We start from the raw sequence: 12,189 nt of genomic DNA on the forward strand, positions 1-12,189 counted from the left end.
TTTGCAAGTTCTCCTTATTTAACAATTCATCAAGTAATACCAACACTCCATCGGTAATTAATGATTATCATCATTATAAAATAGCTTCACTGACATCTGCTGTCAGTGAAGCTATTAAAGTTGATAATATTCCATTAATTCCGACGTAACAGCAACAAGTTTTTCCTTCAAACTCTGTGGTTCGATTACTTGAATGGATTTCCCGTAGGATAGGAGAAAATAAGGGACATATAGATGAATTGATTTTTCCTCAAGTAAAAAGATTGCTTGATTTGATGACCGCTCTTTCAGATGGTGCCCCAAAAACCAATGCAAGCATAAGTCATCCAATGCCTCTGACCTGCCTCGGATAATTAAAGAAATTAATCCGTCCTTGCCCACTAAATCAGGTAACAGATTTTGCATAAAAAATTCTCGAGCCGAAAAAGCTTCGGAACGCTTAAATAGGATTTGAGTACGCTTGATTTGTAGAATCCGATCTGCCCGAAAGCTGCGGATCTCATTCCTTAAGTGGCAAAATGCAACAGTATACCATTTATTGTTCCAGTAAACCATTCCATAGGGATCTATCACCCTATTCTTGGGTTGTTCTTCATGGCTTGTGAGATAATCAATTTCTACAGAGAATTCGTTTGCTACAGCCTGCTCCAATTCCGCCAATACCGGCTGAATAGAAGGATCTCCCATGCGGTTAATAACTTCAAATCCGGCTAAATGACGGCTAAGTATTCTTTCCTGCTCCTGATTCGAATACATTTTCAATTTTGAAGTCGCATTGCTTAATGCCTCACTCAAAGGGTATCCGGCTTCTTTTGCAAAAACAGCAGCTTGAAGTAGTGCCTTTTTTTCTTCAATATCAAATAGCAGAGGTGCTCTGATAAAATTATTCAGCAAGCTATACCCGCCATTATGACCTGTGTCGGATATTATAGGCACTCCACTGGCACATAGTGCATCAATATACCGATAAACTGTTCGTATATTTATTTCTAGCTTTTCTGATATTTGTTTTGCAGTCATTTTCACGCCAGAATTCAGCATCCATAGAATGGCCAGCATATTATCGTTTTTTGGCATAACTTGTATCCTCGCCTTTTATTAAACCTCATTATTTTATAAATATATCGGAACTCTATCAACTGTCACATCTTACATAAAGGGTAGAATCAACTCAATTTCTTAATCAGTTTCTCCACTCGCTTTCGTTTTGTGTCCTTTTCAATATCACCCAGTCGTGAGGAAAGCGTCTTTATGAAAAGGCTTTTGTTTTTATCGTTAACGATGGATATTGCATTCTCCGCATACATTGGAAGCTGATTGGTCGGACATTTCTTAAGCTGTTCGATGAGTAATGTGAATGCATGATCCGCATATGGTTTGATCGAACAAAGTTTAATTAGAATATTTACCCCATGATCTTTGGTGATTACCGAACCTTTGTAGGTAATATCAACAATTTTTTCAAGGGATAAATAAATGACTTCCGGATTTTCAAGAGTTATCGCATTTAGTGCTGTCATAGCCCCCCAAACAAGTCGATTGTTTCCATGATCAAGTAATGTTACGAACTCTTTACTGTATTCAGCAATTAAAGACGGCTTGAGATCTCCAATTTCATATAGAACTTTAATGCAATCGCTTTGGATGTTCTTGTCATTGTTATGCAAGTTATCAACAAGTTCTATTACAGCTCCTTTATCATCTCGATCGGCAATATATTTCGCCAGCTCCTGGTTAGGACCTTCGTCTTTGCGGTTAAGTGACGATGCTAATTTGTCGATTATGGTCATCTGTTTTTCTCCTTCACAATTCTGGCATCTCATTTTTATTATTGGTAGAATCACTTGACTCTCTATTGAACTTGTATCTTATCATTATCTCACTTTGCTGCTCTGAAATACTACTTCCTTATGAGTGAGATACGGCTCTCCACATGTGTCGTTGATGAACTCGCTCTCAGGTAGCCGACTAGCCATTGAAAGAAGCTAATGCATAATTTAATTCCACGTCCTGCCCATCGATATATTTCATCTTAAACGTTTGTTCGTTCATCGGAACCGTGAAATCGGGAGTCGCTCCGCCAAATCCGCGTTCATCGCTATCGCCTTGAATCGTTTTGTCTTGATTAAGAGATCGGCCATCCGGGAACCGCATGATATATCCTCCCGGCATTTTCATTTCTATAGGAGCGGACACGACTCCGAACGAACCGTTCGTGGACGCAAAGCCGATAATCTTGACATTTTGCATTCCTTTTAAGAACAAAGGCAATCCTTCCCCTGAGCTCGCGGTGTTCGAATTAATGAGGACGGCGATTTTCCCTGGAAAGTAAATCCGCGAAGGACGAATGGTTCTGGTTTCAGCGCGGTTGATTTCAAAACGTCCCGTATTTGGATTATAGTAACTGACGTATTCATAGATCTTCTTCTCGTTCACAAAATGTCCTGCCATTTGGGCAACAAGATCGTCGTCTCCGCCCGGATTATCCCGCAAATCGATGATGATTCCCTTTACGCGTTTCTCTTGAAACTCTTTTAATTGGTCTTCCAGCGCTTGCGCGGGATCGGATTGTGTCGTTCCGGGAAGAAAATATCTGATCTTCACGTACCCGTATTCCTCCCGAAGGATCTCGCCTTCTACGGGAGGATCTTCTTTTTTTAGCTTAATTTTCGTTTTCTTCAAGGTCTCGTATTGATCGTCGTAGGCTGTAAGCGTCGCAGTCTTGCTCGCTTCATCATCCCGATTCCGAAATTCGACTTGAATTTCTTTGCCGATTGGAGCTCTTGCCAAGTAACGCCCTTGATTTTGAATCCGATCGCCTTCGGTTGCCGACGGGTTCTCGCTCCAGGACGTTTGGTCCAATGCTTCCCGAACGTTTTTCCCGTCCCACGAAATGATTTCGGCTCCGAGCTTGATTCCGCTTTTGTCAGCCGGGCTGTCAGCTAACAGTAAGCTAACCAATACTTTGCCGTTATCCAATTGAACCGCGCTAATTCCAACTCCGCCGCCGACTTCATTTTCAAACGTGTTATTATCGTCGTACAGATGTTCATTCACGATTTCAATATGGCCGTCGCGGAAAGAAAAGAGGTAATCCCTTAAAGTTTTATAGTAGAGATTCGGATCATGGTTGATTTCCGCTTGGAGGAATAGAGGCTCRTATTTCTTTTTCTTTGCCTCCCAATCGATTTTTTTCCAGTCTCCGAAAGGGTATTCGGCGGACAACCTTTCGTTCATCGAGATAAAAGCTTTGGAATAGCTCTTATGGCTTAAATCGCTCACCGGATTGTAACGAACTTCTCCCGCAACGGTTAATGCCAATAGCGTAGGAAGGGTACCAAGGACGCAAACGATAACCATGACAAAGCGAAATTTCGAAGACATCGGCTTAATGGCCGGTTTAAAGACTCTTCTCGCAGTACTTAAGAATAGGATGGCCGTAGAGGAGTAAATCAGCAGAGCCAGTATAGAGGTATCGCCATTCATAAGGCTAATAACCGCAATGATTACACCTGCGCTCGGTATAAAATCCAACCAGCGGTTATTTTTGAGAATGGGCCAAGCATACCTCAGCAAGACGAACAAGTTTAGCGCACATAAAATCATTTCCCAGACAGTCAACCATTTTAATGAATCGATAACATCTTGAATAAAGCTCATCGTTTCAATTCCTCCGATCAGTTATATGTGAATCGAACTGAGTGTATTGGAGAAATATGAACGGAGCGTGAACTTATTTGCAAATGGCGGAATCGTTATGCAAGGCAGCGGGAAGCGTCACGGTAAACGTCGTGCCCAGTCCGACGGTGCTCTTCACCTCTATGCTTCCGCGATGGAGAGCAACGATTTTGTGGGAGATGGCAAGACCGAGACCATTGCCGCTTCTGTCTTGGGCCCGCGACTTGTCCGCTTTGTAGAAGCGCTCGAAAATAGAGCTTAAATCGTCCGGCGCAATGCCGATCCCGGAATCGCTTATCGCAACGGCAATCTCATGAGGATGAGGCCGGCTGATCGCGATGAGAACTTGACCGGCGCGGGGCGTGAACTTGATGGCATTCCCGAGCAAATTCAACCAAACTTGATTGAGTTGATCCCGGTCGGCCGTTATTTCGGTGCCGGCTCCCGAAGGGGACTCTATGTCGACACGAATGCTTTTGGCCGACCACTGGGGCTCGCACGCGACGATTACTCGTCGAATTTGCTCATCTAGTTTATACGATTCCATCTCGAACGGATGATGATCCGATTCGAGGGAAGCGAGCTTCAGCAGATTATCGCTGAGTCTGGATAATCTGTCGCTCTCGGTAACGATTATATCCAAGTATTGGACGCGATCGTCCTCCGCAATAACCAGATTGCCATCTTTCAGCGCCTTCGCGAATCCGGAGATGGAAGTTAACGGAGATTGGATTTCATGGGACACGTTTGATACGAAATCCTGTCGCATCCGCTCCAATTGCTTGATTTCCCGAGCCATGTCGTTAATGCTCCGCGAGAGAGTTCCAAGCTCGTCTCCGCGATTGATTTTCAACTCAACCTCAAAGTCCCCTTTCGCCAACCGCTTAGTCGCATCCGTCATCGCTTGAAGAGGCTTCACCAGGTATCTGCCGGCAATGAGAATGCACAAGCTTCCGATCGCAAGCATGAGGAACAGAATAGTGAATAATAATCGGAAGATCGTAATTTCGTTCTTGGAAGAGCTCTGCAAAATTAAAGCATAATGTTTTCCATCGGAAGAAAACGGAAGGCCGACGAACGTACCGTTATCTTTTCCATGCGAACGGTACGGTTCTCCGCGCAGTACCATGCGAACCGATTCAGAATTAATCGCTTCGACCTTCTTGCCCTTGGTCGGCACATAGGAATTCATCCCGCCATTGCCGTCGTAAAGCTGCAACGTATAGGAAACCAATTCAGCCATATCATTCATGAACTCATCCAAATCCGGAGGATTCGTTTGCTCGTACACGCGTATTATACGATCGCCGGCCGCGATCATATCGTTTTTACCCGTAGCGTTCAGATCATTCTGGAATAGAGCAAGGGCGAGAAGAAGGGATGAGACCAAGCTGATGACGATGGCGGCCAGAAAAGTCAGCACGACGCGAACGTATAACGATTTCATCCCGGATTCACCGCCAGACGATAGCCAACGCTGCGTGCCGTTTCAATGCGAAAATGGCGGACGTCCCCGGCAAAGCGTTCCCGAAGCCGCTTGATATGTACATCGACGGTTCGGTCGTCGCCTTCGTAATCCATGCCCCAAATCTGAGTGATCAGCTGCTCTCTTGTAAAAATCTGGCCCGGGTGGCCGGCAAGCATGAACAGCAGCTCGAATTCTTTTAGCGGCAATGCTAATTCCTCTTCTCCCCGCATGACCTTATACGTTTTCCGATTCAGCACGATTTCGCCCAACGGTATGACCTGGGACGAGGCAATACGGGATCGCTTCAGTAACGCTTTAACCCGCATCACAAGCTCAACCGGATCAAACGGCTTCGTCATATAATCGTCGGTCCCGAGCTGGAATCCTTTTATCTTTTGACCCGATTCGCCCTTGGCCGTTACCATTAGAAGCGGAATGTCGGGATCGCTTTTCCGAATTTCTCTGCACAAATCCCATCCGTCCATATGCGGCATCATAATGTCGAGGATGACCAGATCGATTCTCGAACCTTTGACGATAGCATGCGCATCGATGCCGTTGTCCGCCTCGGTCAGATTGAATCCTTCATTCTTCAAATAAAGGCGCATCAAGGCGCGAATGTTAGGATCATCGTCCACGATAAGAATATTGACCATATAAACAATCCTCCACTTGGAAAACAATAGCCTTACGTTTGAATGTTGAACGCTGCAATCCCCAACTTATATTTACTGGACGGACCACGCGGTAGCTTTCGTACACAATCAGAAGCACAATATAAAAAGCAGCCAAAACGAATACAATACGGCTGCTTTAAAAGTATAACATCTTCTGATTGTCTGGAGCTTTAAAACTCAATTTTCCGGTAAAAAAATGAACCAAGCATTGTGACATCACAACGATTGGTTCATCACCATCAAACACGATTTCTATGATTGCGGACTATTCCATACTGTACTAGGTACCTCTCGACGCAGCACAGGTACAACCTCGGTAGCAAATCGTTCAATTTGCTCACGTTGCTCCATTTCTGACAAGCCATCTACACTGATGCTGACCACTTGGTGCCCGTAAGCTTCATGATAGTTTAAAATCTTCTCGATCACTTTATCAGCGCTGCCGATCAAGGCAGGCCCATTTTGTACATTGTCCTCGAGGTCTTTGAAAGGCGAGTTGTTGTGCTGCGATGCAGCCGTTGCATGGAAAGCATCGTAATAGGGCCTATATCGTTTTACTGCTTCCTCTGTGGTGTTCGCCAGATATAAGCTTCCAAATCCCGAGCCAACCATTGCTTTTTGAGGATCATGGCCGTAATGGGCCAATCTCTCGCGATAATGATCGATTAATGCTTTATATTTAGCCTGTGGGTGAAACGTATTGGAGGAAAAAATCGGTTCACCATATTTCGCAGCCAATTCGGTCGACAGCGTACTAGATGCGCTTCCATGCCAGACCGGAATTGAATGTTGAAAGGGTCTTGGTTGTGTAGTCACATTATCAAGCGGTGAACGGTAGCGCCCCTGCCAGGTTACGTTCTCTTCATGCCACAAGCGCTTCAGGAGTGCATACCGCTCTGCAAGGGATTCCCATTGTTCGTCTTCGGTAATTCCAAAAAGCGGATAGTGGCGCGGGTCGTTTCCTTTGCCAATAATCATCTCGAGTCGACCTCCCGAGAGATGATCCAGTGTGGCATAGTCCTCTGCAACACGCACTGGGTCGAGAATGCTTAAAACGGTGACCGTTGTTAGCAAACGAATCTTTACGGTTCTGGCAGCAATTGCGGTCAGGACTACTGGTGGCGAAGATGAGATAAATGGTGCTCCATGCCGCTCTCCAATTCCATAAGCATCAAAGCCAAGTTCTTCAGCAAGGACAGCCTGTTTAAGTACGTTCTCAAATTTCTGGTGGGTGGTCAATGTTTCCCCGCTTACAGCATTCGGTATGTTCATCATTAGGCTAAACAAAGCAAATTTCAAGATTTGCACTCTCCTCTCTAAGCCAGACTCAATCGCTAATACGTTCATTTCAAACCTACCCTTTGTGAACATAAAAAAAAGCATGGATTTAATAATCCATGCTTCCGGTTGTCCAGCCAGCTTGTAATTCCGATGAGTTTAATATGTTTTATATTTTTTAAGTTATCATCGTTACGCAACATTGTCAATTAACGCTTTTTGACCCTTCTTCTTGGGGTTTTATCCTTTATTCGTCACGGCTCACACGAAAACCTTGATCGGGACCCATGCCATTTGCCTCAAAATTGCTCAGATAAGATAACTCGCCAACATCACCAAGCCAGCCCCCGCCCTTCACAACTCGGGTAGAGTTACTATTACTTTCCGAGTCTCCAAACCCGTTCCAGCACCATTCCCTTACATTACCTGACATGTCGTAAAGCCCTAACTCGTTGGGTTTCTTGACACCGATGGATTTTGTTTTGTTATGGTTGCTCTCTACTATAGGCCAGTTCCATTCTCCTGATAAAATTTTATCTCCAGCGTTTTTCCAATACCATGCTACATCATCTGCATTATTGCTTCCGCTGTAGGTGTAACTTTTGCTCTTCTGACCACCACCTGCAGCATATTGCCACTCTGCTTCTGTCGGCAATCGGTAACCATTCGCTCCAGCATTGATCGTTACTGTCCATTTTAGATTATCGTTTTCACTTGTATTTTTCGGATCTTTATTATTCTTGTCTATTGAGTAATACGTTGTTAATCCCTCTTTGATACTCCTTTTATTACAATACTCCACAACGTCATACCAACTCACCATTTCTACCGGCAAATTATCGCCTTTAAATTCTGAGGGATTGCTCCCCATAATCTCAATCCACTCTTTTTGAGTTACCTCATATTTGCCTATATAAAAATTCGATAATGCTACTTTTTCACCATAGTAGTTGGACTTCTTGTTCATAAACGGTCCGCCCTTGACTAAGACAAAGTCATCAGGTATTTTATTCGAAGTTTTATCAGGCTTTTCTTGCGAACAAGCGCTGACAACAACCATTATTGCTATGATAAGAAAAACGATTAGTTTTCTCATTGTTATATCTCCTTTAAACGTTTAGGAAAATTATAGTCCGTGACAGCCTACAATTCTCCTCTGGCAGCACCGAGGACCGTTAAAAACGGCCCTCAATGCGTCCATACTGAAGGATCCAACTGGATGGATTCTAAAAGATAATAGTCAAGTAGCATGTAGGTTCTATCATTTTTTGAAATAGATAGGGCCGCAGGCTGTGAGACCGAGCGACCTTAACATTATCAAAAGATTACACACATTCTCAACACACTAGATTCATCGTGCGCCAATTCATCGCCCTAATTGAAGATGAACTGTTACCAAACGGTTACGTTGGAGCTGCCACTGCTTTGATATCCTTCTGTCGCTAACACCTGGTAGGACCAGCTGCTTCCCAGGTTCATTCCTTTACTCTGCCATGCACTTACGTGGTTGCCAAAAGTGATAGCGACATTGCTGCCTGTCGCTCTCTTAGACTGGCGGACACTCCAGAACTGGGTGAACGTTTTTGTGCCGTCGATGGAAGGTGCATTGACTCGTTGCGTCGTATAAATATCGTATGTTCCTCCATCACTGGACACTGTGCCTTTAAATGTTCCTGTAGGTCTATAAGTGCCCCAGCTATCAACGACGTAATATTCAATGAGTGAGTTTCTTGTCCATCCATAAAGAGTCAAATACCCGTTGCCGGACGGCGCCCAGACGCCGGCATTATAGTTTATTGTTCTAGATGGCGATCCAGTATTCCAGCCTTTACCAACCACAAAATTTCCGGTGTTTGCCCAGCTGACACTGTAATTCCCACCAGATCCATTAGTAGCATTTACTGTTCCGCCACCATCGGTCCAATTTTGCCAGTAGTCTGTCGCTGCACTTGCGGATACTGCAAATAAGCTGGAAATACTCATTGAAGCTGCAATAACTAGCGTAAACACTTTCTTTTTAAACTTAAACATATATTATTACCTCCTAAAATTTAGTGTTTGTTACTGCTTGCCTACACACTACTTGAATATTACCTTTTATAAATCTCTCTCCTTTCATTGTTTGTCGGTTGTTTTTCCTTGCAGTACAGTGCGAAACTTGTCCTGTTTCAAATAACGTGAAATCTGTCCCTCCTATCTAAAGGAATTTTTCTTTCAATACAAGACAATTCATGTCTTGAATAACTAAATTATAGAAAGTAAGCGCATACATTACAACTTAACAAATTATAGATTTGCCCCCACATATTAACTAATATTTCGAAACGCTCAAGGAACCAAGGTCTGCACCCGACCCTCAAATATCGTCAACATTCCCTTTTTAAAGTAAGATCTATCAAAAGAGCCCCTATCATTCCGCTCGGAATAACAGGGGCCCTTCTCTATAACCTAGTAAGCAAATGTGAGATACGGACACTACAAGACCCATATTGAGCTAGCCTTCGACGATTATTCTCGGCTTGGTCATCTTGTTACTCCATTTTGCTTAGAGCAAGCTTGGAAAACAGATCTTGAAATACCGCGTCACGGTCAATATAGCTTGCACAGCGTATCAAATGTCTTGTGCTGTCCGTGCTCCAACGGAAGTCATCCGAAATGATTGGGCTTGGAATAAGCCGCGAAGGAACCCACTTGGGCTGAATCAGCCATGCAATAACCGAGATATCCCATATCACTCTGGAATAGGCGAAATGATCATCCTTGCAGTTTTTGTACGTCTCATAGAGGTACTCTCCAATAACGCCGGAAGGCTTCACATAATCTCTAACCTCCGACAGTGTCGTACGAAGGTTTGAAGCGACTCCCATGCATGGGATAAGGACCAAAGGCACTCCGCAGTTCATTACGGTTCTCGATGCATGAATATCCTGTTCGAGATTAAACTCACGAGTGTCAGGCCAATCCAGTGCATGGCCTCCCAGCCAGACTACAACGATGCGCTCAATGATTCGCGGCTCTATTAGAATGGCACTCGCAATATTCGTAATGGCACCGATACCGACTACATATAATGGATCATTCTTATCGCTTGCCATTGCACGTTCTACCAAATTCAGCGCTGCCTCGCTGCGAATCGGTGAGCTATCAGTTGGTAAATAAGCTTCGGAGCCGCGATAGACGGGGACATCCTCTCGATTCATTAGCTTAAGAATGCGAATGATTTCCTTATAGCTTTTTTCCATCCCGTCATCAGGCCCCGTAGAGAGCTCATTATGAAACGGTGCTGCATATAGAGCCTGAAGCTCTATTTTTTCTGGTGACAATAGCGCATAAATAACCGCAAATTGGTCGTCGATCTCGTTAAAGGTATCCGTATCGAGCACCATTTTAACTCTACTACCCGGAGCCTCCAACTTGCGAACCAACTCATCTACGGGCAATGCCTCGAAATCTAGACCCATATCATCTACCTCCATTTATATAATGAATTGGCTTTTTAGCCATGCTATAATGAATTCATTTTATAAATAATTTAAATAATGTAGTAGCATCATACGGTCGTTCTATATCACGAATTGGCTACGATGACAGGAGAGCTATGGATGGCAGCCTCATTGGACTTCTTTTATCAAGAAACGAGAGCGAAGCATGAGCATATTGCAATGCATCACCATCAGTGTTATGAGCTGGTTTATTACGACTGCGGTCAGGGGACAACTCGAATCGGGGATGCCGAACATTTTTTCAAGGCAGGTGATTATGCGATAATAGCACCCTGCACGCCTCACGATGAACGGCATGGCAAACAATCGAAGGTTATGTTTACGGGATTCACCAGCACCGTCTATCCTCCCTTGAAAGAAGGAATCTACCAAGATTCCCCGTCAAGGCCTATTCTTGGCCTCATGCAGATGATGGCAAAAGAGCTTCGTGATAAGCCTCCTTTCTATAAGCAATTGCTCGATAATTTGATTTCGCGCCTATATTTGGAGGTACTGCGGGCTCATCCTGCCCAAGAACCAGATAGCCGCCATGACATTATCCGATTCGCCCAGGCTTTCATCGATGAGTACTATACGCAGAAAATTGACTTCCAAGCTCTTGCCGACCAATCTGGTTATAGCTATGATCGGTTTCGTCATTTATTCAAAGAGAAGATCAAGTTATCTCCCAGCCAATATATTTTGCAGCGTAGGATCGAGCATGCCAAAGCAATGCTTAGGCATACCCCCTTGCAAATATCGGTTATCGCGATGGAATGCGGCTTCTCGACAGATGCGCAGTTTTGCAGCCTGTTTAAGCGGGAAACGGAGATAACCCCGAAGCAGTATAGAGAGCTCGCCGGTGATTAGAGGTGAATGAGTTACTTATTCTCATAACGTATTAAGCCGTAATTCATAAAAATACTGCACAATGGGATGCTTTAGCTTCATCTTCTCGGCCATGTTTAAAAGCCGCTTTTTGCCAACTCGTCTGTCCACCAAAGCTAAAATATTCAATAAAATATCATTGCTCTCTAGGCTTTCCTCTATAGAAGTGGATAAAAACTTATTAGCGACAACGACAAAATTTGATTTACTTAATGATGATTGTGCTGAAAAAATTTCCTTAGCATATTCGGATAGTTTTCTGCTACTTGCCATTACTTTTAGACGATCCTCTGGAACTTTCCCATTGGTATCTTTTCTCACCGTTTCAATTTCTTCATGGTTGATAGGAATTTCGATAGCTGAATCATTCTTAATTTCCAGCTCCGTCTGATACCATCTAATTAAAGTAGTGCTATCACTCATACTGAGTACGTTCTTTTTATCTACCGCAATATAACATTGACCTGCTTTGTCAGGTAAATAACGATAGCTGGTTGCACGATATTCGAACCTGCCATGTAAAGCAGGAGATAGAAAACTCTCAAGCTGTTGCTTCAATTTGCTCCAGGACATATTTCCTCCTAATTTTTATGTTCTATATTATAGATACCTATTGAGGGATTCGTTGCATGAAAAAACCTCCACCGCTGTGAGTGGAGGCCAACATAACGCTTGCTATCCATTATAACAAATTCTAACGTTTATTGACGGTTTCTAA

At 43.8% G+C, this 12,189-nt stretch carries 11 protein-coding genes; 1 reads left to right on the plus strand and 10 read right to left on the minus strand.

What is annotated here, in order from left to right; all coding sequences use genetic code 11:
- Positions 1–114: 114 nt before the first annotated feature.
- The 9 genes from AC1DPK_RS02630 to AC1DPK_RS02670 all read right to left on the minus strand — a co-directional run bounded on the left by AC1DPK_RS02630 (position 115) and on the right by AC1DPK_RS02670 (position 10,562).
- On the minus strand, positions 115–1,077 hold the full coding sequence (locus tag AC1DPK_RS02630; RefSeq protein WP_477509202.1) for a helix-turn-helix transcriptional regulator: 963 nt from the start codon (positions 1,075–1,077) through the stop codon (positions 115–117).
- 89 nt (positions 1,078–1,166) lie between these two features.
- Entirely contained in the window at positions 1,167–1,790 is a 624-nt protein-coding gene (locus AC1DPK_RS02635) for a hypothetical protein (protein ID WP_477509203.1), read from the minus strand.
- 178 nt (positions 1,791–1,968) lie between these two features.
- Positions 1,969–3,660 (minus strand): S41 family peptidase, encoded by a 1,692-nt coding sequence (locus AC1DPK_RS02640; RefSeq protein WP_477509204.1) that lies wholly within the window; start codon positions 3,658–3,660, stop codon positions 1,969–1,971.
- 73 nt (positions 3,661–3,733) lie between these two features.
- Complete coding sequence (locus AC1DPK_RS02645; protein ID WP_477509205.1) at positions 3,734–5,125, minus strand: sensor histidine kinase; 1,392 nt, start codon at positions 5,123–5,125, stop codon at positions 3,734–3,736.
- A complete protein-coding gene (locus tag AC1DPK_RS02650; protein WP_477509206.1) occupies positions 5,122–5,802 on the minus strand; it encodes a response regulator transcription factor in 681 nt (226 codons plus the stop codon). Before AC1DPK_RS02650 ends, AC1DPK_RS02645 begins: the two co-directional genes overlap by 4 nt.
- Positions 5,803–6,075: 273 nt before the next feature.
- The gene (locus AC1DPK_RS02655) at positions 6,076–7,122 is read right to left on the minus strand and encodes an LLM class flavin-dependent oxidoreductase (protein WP_477509328.1); all 1,047 of its coding nucleotides are present in this window, start codon (positions 7,120–7,122) and stop codon (positions 6,076–6,078) included.
- A gap of 226 nt (positions 7,123–7,348) precedes the next feature.
- On the minus strand, positions 7,349–8,197 hold the full coding sequence (locus AC1DPK_RS02660; protein WP_477509207.1) for a formylglycine-generating enzyme family protein: 849 nt from the start codon (positions 8,195–8,197) through the stop codon (positions 7,349–7,351).
- Between the two features lie 296 nt (positions 8,198–8,493).
- The gene (locus AC1DPK_RS02665) at positions 8,494–9,132 is read right to left on the minus strand and encodes a glycoside hydrolase family 11 protein (protein ID WP_477509208.1); all 639 of its coding nucleotides are present in this window, start codon (positions 9,130–9,132) and stop codon (positions 8,494–8,496) included.
- A 500-nt stretch (positions 9,133–9,632) separates the two neighbouring features.
- Positions 9,633–10,562, minus strand: a complete 930-nt coding sequence (locus AC1DPK_RS02670) for a nucleoside hydrolase (RefSeq protein ID WP_477509209.1) — start codon at positions 10,560–10,562, stop codon at positions 9,633–9,635.
- A 141-nt stretch (positions 10,563–10,703) separates the two neighbouring features.
- Between AC1DPK_RS02670 and AC1DPK_RS02675 the strand changes: the two genes are divergently transcribed.
- Entirely contained in the window at positions 10,704–11,453 is a 750-nt protein-coding gene (locus AC1DPK_RS02675) for a helix-turn-helix transcriptional regulator (protein ID WP_477509210.1), read from the plus strand.
- 21 nt (positions 11,454–11,474) lie between these two features.
- Here the strand turns inward: AC1DPK_RS02675 and AC1DPK_RS02680 are convergent, their stop codons facing one another.
- Positions 11,475–12,044: an SF0329 family protein gene (locus tag AC1DPK_RS02680; protein WP_477509211.1), complete on the minus strand. Its 570-nt coding sequence runs from the start codon at positions 12,042–12,044 to the stop codon at positions 11,475–11,477.
- Between the last annotated feature and the right edge of the window lie 145 nt (positions 12,045–12,189).

This window comes from Paenibacillus sp. 01T424 (genome assembly GCF_056398745.1).